The 16,733-nt window shown below is 40.7% G+C and carries 12 protein-coding genes; 5 read left to right on the forward strand and 7 right to left on the reverse strand.

The window, feature by feature from the left end:
- Positions 1 to 83 precede the first annotated feature (83 nt).
- The 3 genes from FHW89_RS03895 (at position 84) to FHW89_RS03905 (ending at position 5,465) form a co-directional block, all read left to right on the forward strand.
- On the forward strand, positions 84 to 2,819 hold the full coding sequence (locus FHW89_RS03895) for a prolyl oligopeptidase family serine peptidase (RefSeq protein ID WP_253952149.1): 2,736 nt from the start codon (positions 84 to 86) through the stop codon (positions 2,817 to 2,819).
- A 94-nt stretch (positions 2,820 to 2,913) separates the two neighbouring features.
- Positions 2,914 to 4,092, forward strand: coding sequence for an ankyrin repeat domain-containing protein (locus FHW89_RS03900; RefSeq protein WP_172333675.1), 1,179 nt, complete (start codon positions 2,914 to 2,916; stop codon positions 4,090 to 4,092).
- A 26-nt stretch (positions 4,093 to 4,118) separates the two neighbouring features.
- On the forward strand, positions 4,119 to 5,465 hold the full coding sequence (locus FHW89_RS03905; RefSeq protein WP_172333676.1) for an ankyrin repeat domain-containing protein: 1,347 nt from the start codon (positions 4,119 to 4,121) through the stop codon (positions 5,463 to 5,465).
- 60 nt (positions 5,466 to 5,525) lie between these two features.
- On the opposite strand, the gene FHW89_RS03910 is transcribed toward FHW89_RS03905, so the two are convergent.
- The 3 genes from FHW89_RS03910 to FHW89_RS03920 are packed head-to-tail and all read right to left on the reverse strand — an operon-like array spanning position 5,526 to position 11,012.
- On the reverse strand, positions 5,526 to 6,995 hold the full coding sequence (locus FHW89_RS03910; RefSeq protein ID WP_172333677.1) for a dihydrolipoamide acetyltransferase family protein: 1,470 nt from the start codon (positions 6,993 to 6,995) through the stop codon (positions 5,526 to 5,528).
- A 55-nt stretch (positions 6,996 to 7,050) separates the two neighbouring features.
- The gene (locus tag FHW89_RS03915) at positions 7,051 to 8,286 is read right to left on the reverse strand and encodes a competence/damage-inducible protein A (protein ID WP_172333678.1); all 1,236 of its coding nucleotides are present in this window, start codon (positions 8,284 to 8,286) and stop codon (positions 7,051 to 7,053) included.
- 5 nt (positions 8,287 to 8,291) lie between these two features.
- The gene (locus FHW89_RS03920) at positions 8,292 to 11,012 is read right to left on the reverse strand and encodes a putative LPS assembly protein LptD (protein ID WP_172333679.1); all 2,721 of its coding nucleotides are present in this window, start codon (positions 11,010 to 11,012) and stop codon (positions 8,292 to 8,294) included.
- 52 nt (positions 11,013 to 11,064) lie between these two features.
- On the opposite strand from FHW89_RS03920, the gene FHW89_RS03925 reads away from it, so the two are divergent.
- Positions 11,065 to 11,976 carry an N-acetylmuramoyl-L-alanine amidase gene (locus tag FHW89_RS03925; RefSeq protein WP_172333680.1) on the forward strand — a complete coding sequence of 304 codons (912 nt, stop codon included), beginning with the start codon at positions 11,065 to 11,067 and terminating at the stop codon, positions 11,974 to 11,976.
- 83 nt (positions 11,977 to 12,059) lie between these two features.
- Complete coding sequence (locus FHW89_RS03930; RefSeq protein WP_172333681.1) at positions 12,060 to 13,004, forward strand: MlaD family protein; 945 nt, start codon at positions 12,060 to 12,062, stop codon at positions 13,002 to 13,004.
- Between the two features lie 215 nt (positions 13,005 to 13,219).
- On the opposite strand, the gene FHW89_RS03935 is transcribed toward FHW89_RS03930, so the two are convergent.
- The 4 genes from FHW89_RS03935 to FHW89_RS03950 all read right to left on the reverse strand — a co-directional run bounded on the left by FHW89_RS03935 (position 13,220) and on the right by FHW89_RS03950 (position 16,641).
- On the reverse strand, positions 13,220 to 14,134 hold the full coding sequence (locus tag FHW89_RS03935; protein ID WP_172333682.1) for a ribonuclease Z: 915 nt from the start codon (positions 14,132 to 14,134) through the stop codon (positions 13,220 to 13,222).
- A gap of 22 nt (positions 14,135 to 14,156) precedes the next feature.
- Positions 14,157 to 14,534 (reverse strand): STAS domain-containing protein, encoded by a 378-nt coding sequence (locus FHW89_RS03940; protein ID WP_172333683.1) that lies wholly within the window; start codon positions 14,532 to 14,534, stop codon positions 14,157 to 14,159.
- A 54-nt stretch (positions 14,535 to 14,588) separates the two neighbouring features.
- The gene (locus FHW89_RS03945; RefSeq protein WP_172333684.1) at positions 14,589 to 15,533 is read right to left on the reverse strand and encodes a phosphoribosylaminoimidazolesuccinocarboxamide synthase; all 945 of its coding nucleotides are present in this window, start codon (positions 15,531 to 15,533) and stop codon (positions 14,589 to 14,591) included.
- A 148-nt stretch (positions 15,534 to 15,681) separates the two neighbouring features.
- Positions 15,682 to 16,641, reverse strand: a complete 960-nt coding sequence (locus FHW89_RS03950; protein ID WP_172333685.1) for a PhoH family protein — start codon at positions 16,639 to 16,641, stop codon at positions 15,682 to 15,684.
- Between the last annotated feature and the right edge of the window lie 92 nt (positions 16,642 to 16,733).

The raw sequence follows: 16,733 nt of genomic DNA on the forward strand, positions 1-16,733 counted from the left end.
TTCCTATGCGTAAAGCCCTACTCCTGTTATTTTCATCTTTTTGTTTTCTTAGTGTATCCGCCCAAAAAGCTGCAAAAAAACCTTTGGACAATTCTGTTTTTGATGGATGGCAAAGCATCAGCAACCAGCACATCAGCAATAATGGCAAATGGATATTTTACGTCATAAAACCACAACAGGGCGATGCCGAACTGGTGATCACCAATACAACTAATACCGCTAAAATAAGGGTACCACGTGCCGATACAGCCACTTTTAGTAGCGACTCCAGGTTTGTTACTTTCCTGATCAGACCTTTTTATAAATCTATTCGCGAAGCTAAAATCAAGAAGAAAAAACAGGCCGATTTTCCAAAGGATACGATGGGTATTATTACACTCGGTTCACAATCCATAACCAAAGTACCGGCTATCCGATCGTTTAAATTATCGGCAAATGCCGCTGTTGTAGCTTATCTGGCCAGCGCTGATACAGTTAAGAAACCACTGCCTAATGATACTTCAAAGAAGGCTGTAAGTGCAACTATTGCCCCCACAACACATGAAGGCTCCGATTTAACAGTGAGTAAATTGGGGGGCGCTGGTACAACACGTACATTCAAATACGCCACCGATTACCAGTTAAGCAAAAACGGAAAGTTATTGGCATTTGCCGTAACCGCGCCTGCAAAGCAGAAAGATGTTAAATCGGGTATGTATGTGTATGATATTGATAAAAACGCACTTAAGGCTATTAGTACTGGTCGGGGTAATTACCGCAATATTACGATTGATGATGAAGGAAAACAGCTGGCTTTCACAGCTGAAAAGAATCCGGAAAAAGCACTGGTTAAACCATTTAAACTCTATTATTATACCAGTACCCGCGACAGCGCGGCGGTTGTAGCAGAGGCCGGGGCAAAAGGCATTCCAGAGCATTGGGTGGTAAGCGGCGATGGCAAGGTTTATTTCAGCAAAAGCGGCGGTAATTTATTTTTTGGAACTGCCCCAATTCCCAAACCTGCCGATACTACTATTGTTGATTTTGAAGTAGCGAAGCTGGATATCTGGAATTATAAAGACGATTATCTGCAGCCACAGCAGCTAAAAAACCTGCAAACAGAATTAAAACGCAGCTATCTGGCGGTAATAAAACCCAATGAGGCTGAGCCAAAACTCTTACAATTGGGCAGTAAGGCCGTGCAGGAAGTACTGGTGGCCGAAAATAAAGATGCCCGCTATGTTTTGGGCGTAACTGATACAGGAGCCCGCATACAAGCACAATGGCAAGGCGGCACCAAACAACAGGCTATTTTGATTGATACCAAAAGTGGTAACAAACGCCTCATCAACGCGGGTTCGAGGGCGAGGTACCGCATATCCCCCGACGGTAAATATGTGATCTGGTTTGATCTGGAACAGCAAAACTGGTTTTGTTATACTATTGCTAACGGACAAAAAAGCAATCTCACGGCCACCATCGGCACAAAAATGGGCGATGAACTGAATGACGTTCCCGATTTTGCACCGGATTATGGGATGGCCGGTTGGCTGCAGGGCGACAAAGCATTTTTGATATACGACCGATATGATATCTGGAAGATAGATCCGGCTACAGGGGCTGTAACCAGCTTCACCAACGGTATAGGTCGTAAAAACAAATTGATCATCCGATACGACGCTACAGACCCTGAACAAAAGTATATTCCGTTAAAGCAACAGATGTGGCTGCAAACCCAAAATGAAGTAAATAAACAATGGGGTTATTATACCAAATACCCCGAGAGTAATGCTATTCCTGAAAAGGTTAATATGAACCCGGTAAGTTATGGTGATCTGTTGAAAGCTAAAAATGCCAACGCCTACATTTACACCAAAGCCAGTTATGAGCTTCCACCGGATCTGTATGTATCAACCGATCTGAAAAAAGAAACTAAACTAAGCGATATCAACCCCCAACAATCGGAATACAACTGGGGAACGGCTTCACTGGTGAAATGGACAACTCCAAAGGGATTCAAATCTGAGGGTATTTTGTATAAGCCCGAAGATTTTGATCCGGCAAAAAAGTACCCGATGATCGTATATTTTTATGAAAAACTATCGGAGGGTCTTTTTAACTACATCGCTCCGGCCCCTACTCCTTCCCGTTTGCCGATATCCTACTTTGTGAGTAATGGCTATTTGGTTTTCGCACCTGATATCAGCTATCAAACCGGTCACCCCGGCGCATCAGCGGTTGAATATATCAATTCGGGCGTAGAAGCACTTAAAAAGAATTCTTGGGTGGATGCGGCCCATATCGGTATTCAGGGGCAAAGCTGGGGAGGTTACCAGGTAGCCTACCTGATAACACAAACCAATATGTATGCAGCCGCATGGGCAGGCGCTCCCGTAGCTAATATGACATCGGCCTACGGTGGTATACGCTGGGAATCGGGTGTAAACAGGCAATTTCAATATGAAAAAACCCAAAGTCGCATTGGCGCGACACTGTGGGAAAAGCCGGAATTATATATCGAAAACTCACCATTATTTCAGCTCCCTAAAGTGCAAACACCGGTAATGATCATGAGCAATGACGCAGATGGCGCCGTGCCGTGGTACCAGGGTATAGAAATGTTTACGGCCTTACGCCGCCTCGGTAAACCTGTTTGGCTTTTACAATACAATGGCGAAGCGCATAACCTGGTGCTAAGACAAAATCGCAAAGACATCACCATACGCGAGCAGCAGTTTTTTGACCACTTTTTAAAAGGTGCTCCACTGCCTGTTTGGATGGCTAAAGGTGTACCTGCTGTCGACAAAGGAAAAGACTGGGGTTTTGAACTGGTAAAATAAATTGTCTTTTCCACTTTAACATACTATCAAATTACTGTTGGCTAACAATGGTAATTTGGTATAAATGTTGAGGCTATGGCAGAAAACTTAATTTATGCTGGAACAACTGCTTCAATCTGGCGACTATGCCTCTGCCCTGGAATCCATAAAAAACGGTGAAAAACTCCCAAAAACGATCTTCGACTTTAATAAATCCCAAATTTTCGACAAACTGCTTCGGGACAAACAATTTGAAATACTGAACTATTTTGTAAAAGATAAAACCATAGAAACAGACATTTATGAGTATGATAGTTTCGATAAAAGCATCTTTGCAAGCATAATTCGCAATTTATCTGACGATAGTGAGTCCAGCTATTTTCTCAGGAATTTCATGACCAAATTCGATAGTATAAATGATGAGGTTTCGACTAAAACGCTATTGAGTTATTTCTTTGAAAATTTCGCCAAACTGGAGCACATCAAAATTTTGATCGAGGCCGGTTGCAATATAAACTTTAAAAATAACGCGGAGGAAAATTTGCTCCACCAGGTTATTAATACTTATTCACGGTATCCTGAGCTTTCATTATCCTATTTGTCTTTGCTTATTAATGAAGGTTTGGATATCAATGATGCCAATATTGTTAAGAAAACGCCATTGATAGCCGCCATTGAACGCAACAGGAAGGAATACATCGACCTGTTATTGCAAAATGGCGCGGATCCGAATCATATAGATAAAGATGGCAATACCGCTTTTTTCTATGCTGTGGTCCATCAGCAAAATTTAGGTTTGTATAATCAACTGCGCGAATACGATAGTCCACAGTTTGATTTGTTGAATAAAAACCAGGTAAGTTTGCTGTTTGAATACATGAGGATGATAACCGGCCCATCAGAAAGCACGCTTGAATTATTATCCAAATTGATCCATGACGGAGCCGATTTGTACCAGGAAAGTCTGTATTACCAAAATCCTGCTACCCCTGTTAACCTGATTGCCGAAAAAGATCCTGCAGTTTTAGAAACCATTATTGATACCGGAGTTTTAGACATTAACCGGCAGGATAATGAGGGTAATACCCTGCTGCATAAAGTTTGCGCCTATAATGTTAACTATGAGGAGCGAAAAGCTAAAGAAACCTATAGAAAAGTAAAATTACTATTGGAGAATGGCGCAGATGCCAGTATCACCAATAATAAAGATCAAACCGCTTTAATGCTTGCATCTGACGATAACCTGAAGATTAAAACGGTTGAACTCCTGATGAAAAACGAGCAGAATGCTTAATCTTGAACTATTAAATCTACCTAAATATGTCCATGTCTTTTATCATAGCCTGCGAAAGCGGGAAAAGAAAAATTGCTGAGCTCTTATTACAAAACAAAGAAGTTGATGTAAAATATACCGACGAAAAAGGCCGTACGGCGCTGCATTACGCGGCACACCAAGGCTTTTTGGATCTGGTTAAAATATTAATTGATGAAGGCGCTGTGCTGGATTATGAAGATCATGCCGGGGAAACTCCTTTTTATTTTGCCCTATTACAGAAGCAGAAACAAACAGCCTTGTACCTTTTAAATAAGGGTGCAAATACGTCAATTAAAGATTTTAAAGGCAATAGTCTGTTACATTTAACCGCCCTCAATGCGCAGATTGAGATTTTAGAGAAACTTTTAGAAACAGCAACCGATGTAGATATAGAAAATAATGAGGCAGAAACACCATTACTAGTGGCTGCTGGCTGGCGTAACCGCGAAATTGTAAAGCTTTTATTGAGCAAGGGAGCCAATATAAATACGACTGATAAATTAGGGAATTCACCACTGTTGTATGCGGCCAAATCAAAAAACATCCCCATAGTAGAGCTTTTGCTTGATAATGGAGCAGATATTAACCACGTGAACCATGCAGGCGAATCGGCCCTTTTAATAAGTTGTTACGATAGCAACCGCATGCTCACTAAATTATTGGTAGATAGAGGTGCGAATGTTTTTGTGGCTTCAAAAAATGGACTATCGCCAATTTGGTATGCTTGCTCAAATAATCAAAAAGAGATCGTTGAACTGTTTTTAAACAACGGCGTTGATGTTAATTATGCAAAACCGGTAAATGACACTACCGACTCGATGTACTCCTACCTTGATTGGGTTGAAACCGCCAACAACCTGGCTTCTGACAGTAATTTTTCACTAAGTAACACCTACAATTACGGGGGCGAAAGCTTAATTCATGTGGCAGCAAAAAGTGGTCATATAAGCATGATCAAGTTACTGCTGGATAAGGGCGCTCAAATTAATGTGCAGGATGAAAGTGGGAATAGTGCATTGCATTATGCTGCGGCAAACGGCAAAAAAGATATGGTGAAGCTATTGCTCGAAAACAATGCAGATGCTTCTATAGTAAATGCCAAAGAGCAAAAGGCAATTGATTACTCCAACATTAAAGGTTACAATGAAATAACGGAACTTTTATTAAAGGCAAGTCCGGCCAATGGCACAAATTCAGATTTTGCTAAGGCGACAGAGCCGATTCAGGCCGCCCCTAAAAATGATATGGCGGGTAAAAAACAAGCTCTTTTGGATTTAAAAGAACTATTGGATGCAGGAATTCTTTCGCAGGAAGAGTTCGACGGCGAAAAGGCTAAAATATTAAAGGGATGATTCTCCAATAAACGCAAAAAGCCGGGCAATACCCGGCTTTTTGCGTTTATATAAATTAAATTATATCGCTCTGTTCGGATCCCACTGTTCGAGATAGTCGGCCACACGGCGTACAAATGACCCGCCCAAAGCACCGTCAACCACACGGTGATCATATGATAACGACAGGAACATCATGTGACGGATAGCAATCATATCTCCTTCTTTTGTTTCGATCACAGCAGGCTTCTTCCTGATAGCGCCTACAGCCAGAATTGCAACCTGTGGCTGATTAATAATAGGTGTGCCCATTACATTGCCAAATGAACCCACATTGGTAATGGTAAAAGTACCATCTTTTACATCATCGGGTTGCAGCTTACCAACACGGGCACGGTTGGCCAGATCATTTACCGCTTTGGTAATACCCAGCAGATTTAGCTCATCGGCTTTTTTAATTACAGGAACTATTAGGTTACCACTTGGTAAAGCAGTAGCCATACTGATGTTAATAGCTGCTTTTTTGATAATCTGGGTACCATTTACGGTAATGTTGATCATCGGGAAATCTTTAATGGCTTTTGCAACAGCTTCGATAAAGATTGGTGTAAAGGTTATTTTTTCCCCTTCGCGTTTTTCAAAGCTGTTTTTTACCTTCTCGCGCCACAACACAAGGTTGGTAACATCGGCCTCAACAAATGAAGTAACATGAGGAGAGGTTTGCTTGCTCATCACCATATGATCGGCAATTAAACGACGCATCCTATCCATTTCAATAACCTCATCAGCACCCGATACAGATGCAGCTGGTCTTTGTTGTTCTTCTCCTTTAACCGGTTGCGCAACTGGTGCCGCTACAGGAGGAGGTGTATAAGCACTTGCTGTTACAGGAGCACTAACTGATACCGGAGCCTGTTGTTGTACCGGTTCTTCTGTTTTTTGAGCAGGAGCTGATTTTTGTTTATGCTGGAGATAATTCAAAAGATCATCTTTTGTTAAACGGCCTTCTGAACCACTTCCGGGTATTTTATCCAGCTCGTCGGTACTGATACCTTCCTGGCTGGCAATATTTCTTACCAAAGGTGAGTAAAAGCGACCTTCACTTTTAAATACGGTAGGCTCTGTAGCAGCATTGGCTTTAGTTAATTGATCCAAACCAGGTATAGAAGCAATCTCGGCTTCTGCAGCAGGCTGTTCTGCTGTCTCGGCTATTGGGGCGGCAAGCTGGGTTGGTGCCGTTTCTTCGATTGGTTTGGTTTCTTCTAAAGGTTGCGTAGTTGCCGGAACTACCGGCTCACTTGAATTAGCTTCGTCAGTTTCAATAATCGCGATTACTGATCCTACCTGAACAACATCGTTTTCTTTATAGAGCTGTTCAACAAGTTTGCCAGCCACAGGAGATGGAACGTCTGAGTCAACTTTATCTGTTGCTATCTCCATTACTGCTTCATCCGCGTCTATATGATCTCCTGGATTTTTTGTCCATTTAATTATAGTTGCTTCTGCAACACTTTCACCCATTTTTGGCAATAACAGTTGGTATTTGGCCATGCTAAAATTATAGTTTCTTTTCCAAAATTAGGGATTTCGATCAGTAATTTACAATTTATGTGAGTAAAGTATTCAACATTGATAACGCTGTTATAGCGCTTCTTTCGATGTTTTGAATGCGTTTATTTCCGAATGTGTATTTCTTTATCAACATTTTTTGTTTGCCCGCAACCGCAATCCACACAGTACCAACAGGTTTAGTTTCGGTACCTCCATCTGGCCCCGCAATGCCGGTTATGGCAATCGCAAAATCCGATTTAAAATTTTTTAATGCGCCTTCAACCATTTCTTTTACCGTTTGCTCGCTTACCGCGCCAAAATCAAGGAGCGTTTGGTGCTTTACCCCCAAAACACTTTCCTTTAGTTCATAAGCATAGGTTACCCCACCACCCAAAAACACAGTCGATGAACCGGGATGTTGCGTGAACAAATGTGAAAGATATCCACCAGTGCAACTTTCGGCCACAGATAAGGTAAGCCCCTTGGCTTCCATTTTATTCAAGATAGATTTTTCGAGGGTAATATCCTGATCTATTACATAGGCGTCACCAATACGTTCAATGATCCGTTTGGCAAACTGATCAACCTGCTCCTGCAAACCGGCCTCATGATCAGCAAAGGCGCTCAGGCGCAGGCGTACTATGCCTAATTTAGGCAAATAGGCTAATTTGATGTGTGGCGGTAAGTCGTTTTCAATATCAGCGATCTGTTCAGCTAAAAAAGATTCCCCTACCCCAACGGTTAAAATAGTTTTATGAATAATAACAGGCAGTTGAAAAAGCTCTTTTATCTGTGGCAGTACCCGCTCTGTCATCATGTACATCATCTCGAAAGGTACACCCGGCATAGATATATAGGTGACCTTATTTTCATAAAACCACATACCTGGCGCAGTACCATTCTGATTAAAGATCACTTTGCAATTCGCCGGTACATAAGCCTGTAATCTATTCACCTCAATCATAGGCCTGTTAAACCGGGCAAAAATCCCCTTCACATGTTCAAGTGTATCAGGATCTTCTATCAGTTCAACACCAAAATATTCGGCTAAAGTTTTTTTGGTTATATCATCCTTGGTTGGCCCCAGACCTCCTGTAATAAAAACAATGTCTACACGATTTGCAGCCTCAGCTAATGCTTTAAGGATATGTTCGCGATCATCAGATACCGATGATATTTGTTTTACGCGTATTCCTATCTTATTTAATTCTGTAGCCATCCAGGCCGAATTGGTATCTACAATTTGACCTATAAGTATTTCGTCGCCTATAGTTATAATTTCTGCCAGCATTTCAATTAGTAAAAAGTTCCACTGTTGGTATAATCATTTCGCTTACTCAGTTTCAGATCCTGCAATATAGTTGATTTTACCTTCAAGGTAACATTATATGATTTCAAATAACCAAAAGGGATCCATTGTATGGAAAGATCCCAGCAATGCAGGTCGCGATAGATCGAAAATGATGTTGCGCTTCCCAATTTACCCGCTTTAATATCATAATTGGTTGAATACTGCACCTTCCACTTAGGCGAAACATTAACGTCTCCACTTATCTGAACGGTGTTACTTGTACTAACCGTATTTAACGAGTTGGTGTAACTGTAACTATAGTTGAAATTAATATTCCAAGGCACATTAAAATCAACATAAGCATTCGGGTCACTGTTAACTAAGGCCAAACGCTGGGACTGCGTTGGCGTAAGGTTAGCCAGGCCATTCACTGCGCCCGGGGTACCACGTGCTGCCGCCTTTGTTGAATTTAAACTACCGCTCATAGATATACCCACGTTTGCCAATTGCGGAAACTTACCGTCTTGCCAGCTATAACGGTTGATAAGCTGACTATATCTTACTATGTTATTATTTTGAATAGAGTCGCGAACTACGGTTACGTATGGATTAAAGGTACCCTGAAAACTAATGCTCAATTTTTGATTAAAGATAGCGGTATGCCCGGAAAAGGTTATGGGCGAAAGCTTCATGGTATCCGCTGCGAAATTGTAAAAGGTGGAGAAAGATAAACCTTGCAAAATGGTGATCTTCCTGTCTGTACCGGATGTATCGGTACTTTTAGCCTTTACTTTGGCTTCTATCGTATTATCGAGACTAAAATTAAGCCCAGCTTGCTTACCCGGAGAAGGTCCTCCATAAACAGCGCCATCAAAAATAGAATATTTTTGCGACGCGTATGGATAAGGTATGGTAGCATTACTCACTGCGGTTTTATAATACCCAAAACTTGGGTCTGAAAAATCGGGACGGTAACCAAAACTTATAGAAGGCGTCATAACGTGCCTTATTGCCTTTAAATTACCATGTTTAAAATTGATCTGCCCATATAATTTGGTAGATAAGCCCGTACTAATACTGTATTCGCCAGAGCGTTTAAAACCGGGGATGGTATCAGTAATCAGCTGATCTGAATTACTGATGCTCCCCCGTTCAAATCTTTTGGTGATACTTTGAAAATACCAGCGTTCTGTATAGTTAATGCTACTATTAAACTGAAAGTATTTCAATACGTTAAGACCTAAACTAACAGGTATTTGGTGCTGGAAACCATTTTGCAGACGCTTTGAAAGGGTCTCGCTTTTGAAAAGCTCAGCCTCAGGTATATTATTTACCTTATTGGTGGCTGTCATGTTATAGCTCACCGTAATTTTCTGATACCATTTTTGCTCGCCAACCCTATCCTTGGAATCAAACGGATTTATGGACGACATTCCAAAGGCAACTGTTGGCAACTCTAAAGTAATTGTTTTATTAGCAATATCCTGGCTGTGCGATAATCCAACACTTAAGTTGAATGGTGTACCCGCCCATGTTTTACCATAGGATATACTTGAACGCAAGCTGCTCGTTGCTATGGTATTTACGTTAACAGTTCCCCTTGTATTCCTGAAAAATCCGGAAGTACCCGCGTTTACAGATGCGCTAAAAGTAGAACCCGGGTTAGCGTTAGGATCCTGGGAATGCGTCCAGTCAATATGAATGTCTTTTGTGGCAGGGTCACCTGGCAAGCCATAGTTGTGTGATCCAAAGCTTAATGCCAGGTTTCCTGTGTACTTATATCGTTTTAAATAACGCATAACGCTATTTAATTCGTACGATCCTTTAGAATACACGGTAGCTGTGGTGGTAAGGTCTATATAATCATTAAACCCTAAATAATATCCGAAGTTGGAGAGCTTAAATCCAAGTTGCTGATCTTCGCCAAAAGTAGGCAATATGACACCCGATGTTCGTTGGTTGGGCTTTGGAAAAAATCCAAACGGAATAGCCAGAGGCAAAGGTATTCCCTCGATCTCCAGATATGCCGGGCCCGAGATGATCCTGTTTTTCTCGCCAATACCCCGGGTTATCACCACACCAAAATGGGTTTCCGGATATGGGAGATCACAGGTACTGAATATCACATTACGATAGGCCACTTCAGTTTCATTTAACTTTTTTGCCTGCCCGCCGGATATAAAATTACCCTCCTGTTCTGAAGCCGGGTTATATAGCTTTCCTTTTTTGGTTTCGTAATTGAATAACAACGAATCAGATGACACTGGCTTTTCTGTCTTTTGCTTGGAGATAGGTCGGCCTACATAACGGTGCGTACGAGGGTCAATACTTCCACGGGCGAATATGATGTGGTTTTTTTGGTCAACGCGGATAAAATCGGCATCAAGTTCAAAGTCCTCATAAGTAACCCGGGCACGGCCATATAAATATAAAATATTGTGTTCATTATCTACATGGGTAGAATCTTCCGCAACAGCTTTTACCTCAGACTCTATATCAGCTTTCTTTTGAGTGGTATCAGTTTTAGCAGGGGTATTTTTGGATGATGAGTTGCGTGTGTTCTTTTTGCCTTTAAGCAATTTCTTGTCCTTAATGGTATCCAGTTTTATAATAGTATCGATAACAGGTTTGCTGCTATAGCCTTTATATGTATTTTTGCTTTCGGCAGAAAATACACTCACCGTTAAAATAATCGCAAGCAGAAAAAAGAAGGTTGTGGATTTCAAAATTGATTATGAATAGTATTTTTGCAGATAAAGTTAACAGCGTTCAAAAATAATGAAAAATAGGGCATTGAAAAGATTGATTTATAGTTTATCGGTATTGCTGGCACTCCTTTCATATTTTCCGGTCACATCTTATGGTTTCATAAAAAAAGATACGGTTATAAATAACACTGGTTTTAAACTCAAAACTATTATTATTGATGCCGGCCACGGGGGTAAACCTTCCAGTAATGTAGGTCACTTTTCACATGGCGCATCAGGCGAATATTCTACTGAAAGGAATGTAACGCTTGCCATCGCGTTAAAATTGCAAAAAGCGGTAGAAAAAGATATACCAGGTGTAAAAGGAGTACTTACACGCAGCACCGAAGATGATGTTTCATTTGAGCGGCGTGCCGAAATTGCCAATGAAAATAAAGGTGATGTTTTTATTTCGATACATTGTAATTCTTTATCGGATAGACGCGTAAGCAGAAGAGTAGGTACTAAACATCATAAACCGGTTTATAAAACAAGTTTGGTTCCCGATCGTTCTGGTAAAGGTGTGTTATTATTGGTTTATGCATTAAAACGCACAAGAGAGGCAGAAAATGAGATCAAAAAGAATCAGGTTGAGGGTGAATCTGAACTTGATGGAGGAGCTTTAGATCCCAACGACCCCATAACTATTATTTTAACAAACGAGTATAAAAGAAAATTCAGGCAGCAAAGTATCAATCTGGCAACATTACTCAACAAAGAATTTGTTGAAACAGACGGCAGACCGAGCGAAGGTATAAGAGACCAAAGTATTTATGTATTATGTCATAGTTCCATGCCATCTGTTTTGGTAGAAACCGGGTATATTAATAACCCTGATGACGAGGCATATCTAAATTCGGAGGATGGGCAAAATGCTATTGTTAACTCGATTGTACGGGCCTTAACAAATTTTAAAAACGAGGTTGAGCAGGTTTCAAAATAATATAGTTTAGCTTTACCTGTTATATAACATCACATCAACGATCTAAAATAGAAGAAACAAATTAACCCGAAAACAACTACTTAATGAAAATCTCAAACGAAACAAAAATAGGAGCTCTTACAGCCATAGCTATTACTATACTGATATTAGGATATAGTTTTTTGCGTGGCAACGATGTTTTTTCGGGTTCTAATAAATATTACGCCGTTTACAGAAGTGTGGAAGGTCTTGCTTTGGCAAAGCCTGTGTTAGTTAACGGTTTTCAGATTGGACGTGTTTCAAGCATGAAATTGCAGCCAGATGGGCATACTATCGTAGAGTTTAAGATCGACCCGGATTATGTTATACCCAACAATACCCTGGCTAAATTATCCAGTACCGATCTTTTGGGTAGTAAAGCCATTGTTTTTGAGCTAGGAAACAGTAAAGTTGCTGCAGAAGATAAAGACACCTTAAAAGCCGACATACAAGGAAGCCTGGCCGAAAGCCTGCAGCCTATACAGAAAAAAGCCGAAATGCTGATCACAAAAATGGACTCATCATTAGCGGCTATCAATAAAATATTAAACCCTAACTTCCAGAAAAACGTTGATCGCAGCTTTATGAGCATTGCTAATTCGCTGCAAACGCTGGAAGGTACTACTAAAAAGATTGATAACCTGGTAGCTTCTCAATCTGGCCATATTAATGGTATCCTGACTAATGCCGAAGTGGTATCAGGAAGCCTGAAAACCAGCACCACCCACTTAAACGGCATGACCGCCAATTTTGAAAAGGTGAGCAATGATATTGCATCTGCCAACATCAAACAAACATTAGATAATGCCAATAAGGCCATGGCCGACCTACAGGCTACCATTGCTAAGATTAACAATGGTCAGGGATCATTAGGTTTACTGATGAACGACGACAAGATGTATAAAAACCTTACCGATGCATCCAATAACCTCAACAATCTGTTCATCGACCTGAAAGCACATCCAAAACGTTATGTAAGCTTCTCGGTTTTTGGCGGTAAAAAAGATTAAGTTTTTGAATCAAAAAGTTAGATTCAGGAATCAAGACGGCAAATATGCGCTAAAAAGTGGGTTTACATGGTTTACACTTTTTAGGGTTTACATCTATATATATATAATTGATAATCAATGCGTTAATATAAAAAACATACAAAAAAGTGGGTTTACATGTAAACCCACTTTTTTGCTATATCCAGGCTTGATTCCTGACGCTGATATCTTGCCTCTTATTCTATCGGGAATGTTTTCCCTTCAATAGCCAGTTCTGTTTCCGGGAAAACACTTCTGGCCTCGTCAAGCAACTCGTTCAGGGTTTTATACCGGGCAGAAAAGTGTCCGATCAGCAGTTTTTTAGCTTTGGTTTTTAAGGCGATTTCTGCTGCCTGTAAAGCTGTGGTATGGTGGGTATCTTTAGCCCTATCCAACATATCATTTAAAAAGGTAGCCTCGTGATAAAGCATCGTAACGTTGCTGATCTGTTCAAAATACTGCTCGTTATATAATGTATCTGAGCAATACGCGTATGATTTTGGGATCTGGGAATCGATGGTCAGGCTTTCATTTTTATATACTTCACCGCTTGCCGATGTATAATCATTTCCCCTTTTAAGGGCCGAATAATACTCCACGGGTATACTCAAAGCCTCAATTTTTTCCTTTATTAATTTACGTAAACGCTTCTTTTCTTTAAAAAGAAAACCGGTACAGGCAATACGATGATCCAGCGGAATAGTTTCTACAACAACATCGCTATTATCGACGATCACTTCAGATTTCTGAGCGTCAATTGCTGTAAACTCCAGCGGAAACTGCAGTACTGTTTCTGAATACTTAAACTGCAGGTCAATAATCTCTTTTAAGTGAGCTGGGCCGAAAAGATACAAGGCTTTTTTACGACCATTCAAGTGCATAGACGATAGTAAGCCTATCAATCCCAAGTAATGATCGCCGTGAAGATGACTGATGAATATATGATCAATACGGCTCGCCTTAACATCAAAACGTAACATTTGCTGTTGGGTACCTTCGCCGCAATCAATTAAATACAGGCGCTCGTTGATATTGAGCGCCTGTGAAGTAGGATTTCTGTTAAAAATAGGGGTCGCTGAGCTGCTACCCAATATTGTTACCTCAAATTTCATACAGGGTAAACAATCATACACCTTATCTCGCTTCCTTTTTCAGCTCTTTTTCAATCTCTTCCATAAAAATAAGATCGATACCTTCTTCGGCTGTAGGCACAATGTTCAGTACATTATCCAATTGCGATATGGTTACCAAACGGGATACCGCGTCATTTAAGCCTGCCAGGATAAATAATCCCGTAGCATTTTTACATAAGCGGTGACCTACCAGCAAGCTGCTTAAGCCAGAAGAATCTGCAAATTTTACCTGTGAAAGATCAAGAATTATATTTCGCTGACCTTCAGTATTGATCAATATCAACTCGGATTTCAATTGAGGTGTAACCAATGAGTTCAATTTTGACTCATTAAGCTTCACTAAAATATATTTCTCGTGCTTATCGACAGTAAATTTCATTCTTATTAATAATTAGAAAGCTAAGATATGATAATTTTACGGGTAATTAAAAAACTACAAATTTGTTAAAGCGGCTTTAATGTTGGTTTCAACCCGGTTAAGCACGCTGTCATTGTCAGACTTTACAAATACTTCACCAATAATCTGCTCATATAGTTCAATATACCGTTCTGAGATTGATTTTACAATTTCAGGGGTCATAACCGGCACTACCTGGCCATCTTTACCCTGAAAACCATTCTCAATCAGCCATTTTCTCACAAATTCTTTTGAAAGCTGTTTCTGGGCCTCTCCTTTCTGCTGGCGCTCTTCATAACCTTCTTTATAAAAGTATCGTGAGGAATCGGGTGTATGTATCTCATCGATCAGGTATATCTGGCCATCAACTTTTCCAAACTCATATTTGGTATCAACCAATATCAGTCCTTGCTTAGCAGCTATTTCGGTTCCGCGTTTGAACAAAGCCTTGGTATATGCTTCTAGTTGGGCGTAGTCATCAGCCGAAACAATGTTTTGCTTCAAGATCTCGGCCCTGGATATATCCTCATCATGACCAACAGATGCCTTCGTGGTTGGTGTTATGATGGGCTCAGGCAGTATATCGTTCTCCTTTAAGCCTTCGGGTAAACTTTCGCCGCAAACCTGTCTTTTACCCGCGCTGTATTCGCGCCAGGCATGGCCTGCCAAATAACCACGGATGACCATTTCTACTTTAAAAGGCTCACAAATGCGTCCGATGGTAACACTCGGATCGGGTACAGCTATTACCCAGTTGGGTACAATATCAGCAGTAGCTTCTAAAAATCGGGCCGCTATCTGGTTAAGTACTTGTCCTTTGTAAGGGATAGGCTCTGGCAGCACCACATCAAAAGCTGATATGCGGTCGGTAACCACCATAGCCAGGAATTTATTATCAATCGTATAAACATCACGAACCTTGCCTTTGTAGTAGTTAGTTTGGCCGGGTAAGTTAAAATGTGTTTCTTTTATCGCGTTCATTCTTTTTTTAGTATCAAGTAACTAGTATCAAGTAGCAAGTACATTGCTTGCGTTTAACTTCAGCTTCAAATAATCAATACAGGGATCAAAAATCTTGATACTTGATACTAGTTACTTGATACCAACTAAACTACTTGATACTAAAACCTTATTGTATATCCCCGTAAGCTTCCAGTATTTTACGTACCAGTTTGTGCCTTACTACGTCTTCGCCGCTCAGGTAAACAATCTCTATTCCTTTAATATCTGTTAATATGCGCAGGGCGGTATGCAAGCCCGACTGTTGTTTTTTAGGCAAGTCAATCTGGGTAACGTCGCCGGTAACAATAAACTTGGCCGATGGCCCCATACGGGTTAAAAACATCTTGAGCTGCATATCGGTAGCGTTCTGTGCCTCGTCCAATATCACAAAGCAATTGTCAAGTGTACGGCCACGCATAAATGCCAGCGGTGCTATCTCGATGGTACGGTTCTCCAGGTAAAACTTCAGTTTCTCGGCCGGAATCATATCATCAAGCGCATCGTACAAAGGTCGCAGATACGGATCTATCTTTTCTTTCAGGTCGCCCGGTAAAAATCCAAGGTTCTCCCCTGCTTCAACCGCAGGTCTGGTCAGGATTATCCTTTTTATCTCCTTGTTTTTGAGTGCCCTTACCGCCAAAGCTACAGCTGTATAGGTTTTACCGGTACCGGCGGGCCCTATGGCAAAAAGTATATCGCTTTTATTGATGCAATCAACCATTTTGCGCTGATTAGCTGTACGGGCTTTAACCATTACGCCGTTGGGTCCAAAAACGATCACTTCGCCGCTGGCAAATTTATCCGCCGACGGATCAGCCGCTGGCGCGTTAGTATTTTTGGAACCCAGGATGCGCTCCAGGTCGGTAATATTCAGGTTTTCGAACTTCTCTACGTGTTGTAGCAGGTGATCGAATTTTTCCTGAAAAATATTCAGTTCGTGATCATCACCCAGAATTTTAACTTCGCTGCCACGTGCAACTATTTTAAGCTTAGGATATTGTTTCTTAATGATCTCAAAATGATCATTATTTGGCCCCCACAATACTGCCGGATTTACATTTTCAATAGATAGCTTTAGCTCGTTCAATACTAATTTGATTTTTAGTTACGGATTTTTATGAATTAAAAATTGAATATTTGTAGCTTCAAATGCTACTACAAGATTAGCAATAAATATTA

The organism is Mucilaginibacter sp. SG564, assembly GCF_013149275.1.
Classification (GTDB): domain Bacteria; phylum Bacteroidota; class Bacteroidia; order Sphingobacteriales; family Sphingobacteriaceae; genus Mucilaginibacter.

Coding starts and splice junctions, on each gene's coding strand:
- FHW89_RS03900 (WP_172333675.1), top strand. CDS start 2,914: ATGCTGGAACAACTGCTTCAATCTGGCGACTATGCCTCTGCCCTGGAA.
- FHW89_RS03905 (WP_172333676.1), top strand. CDS start 4,119: ATGTCCATGTCTTTTATCATAGCCTGCGAAAGCGGGAAAAGAAAAATT.
- FHW89_RS03910 (WP_172333677.1), bottom strand. CDS start 6,995: ATGGCCAAATACCAACTGTTATTGCCAAAAATGGGTGAAAGTGTTGCA.
- FHW89_RS03915 (WP_172333678.1), bottom strand. CDS start 8,286: ATGCTGGCAGAAATTATAACTATAGGCGACGAAATACTTATAGGTCAA.
- FHW89_RS03925 (WP_172333680.1), top strand. CDS start 11,065: ATGAAAAATAGGGCATTGAAAAGATTGATTTATAGTTTATCGGTATTG.
- FHW89_RS03930 (WP_172333681.1), top strand. CDS start 12,060: ATGAAAATCTCAAACGAAACAAAAATAGGAGCTCTTACAGCCATAGCT.
- FHW89_RS03935 (WP_172333682.1), bottom strand. CDS start 14,134: ATGAAATTTGAGGTAACAATATTGGGTAGCAGCTCAGCGACCCCTATT.
- FHW89_RS03940 (WP_172333683.1), bottom strand. CDS start 14,534: ATGAAATTTACTGTCGATAAGCACGAGAAATATATTTTAGTGAAGCTT.
- FHW89_RS03945 (WP_172333684.1), bottom strand. CDS start 15,533: ATGAACGCGATAAAAGAAACACATTTTAACTTACCCGGCCAAACTAAC.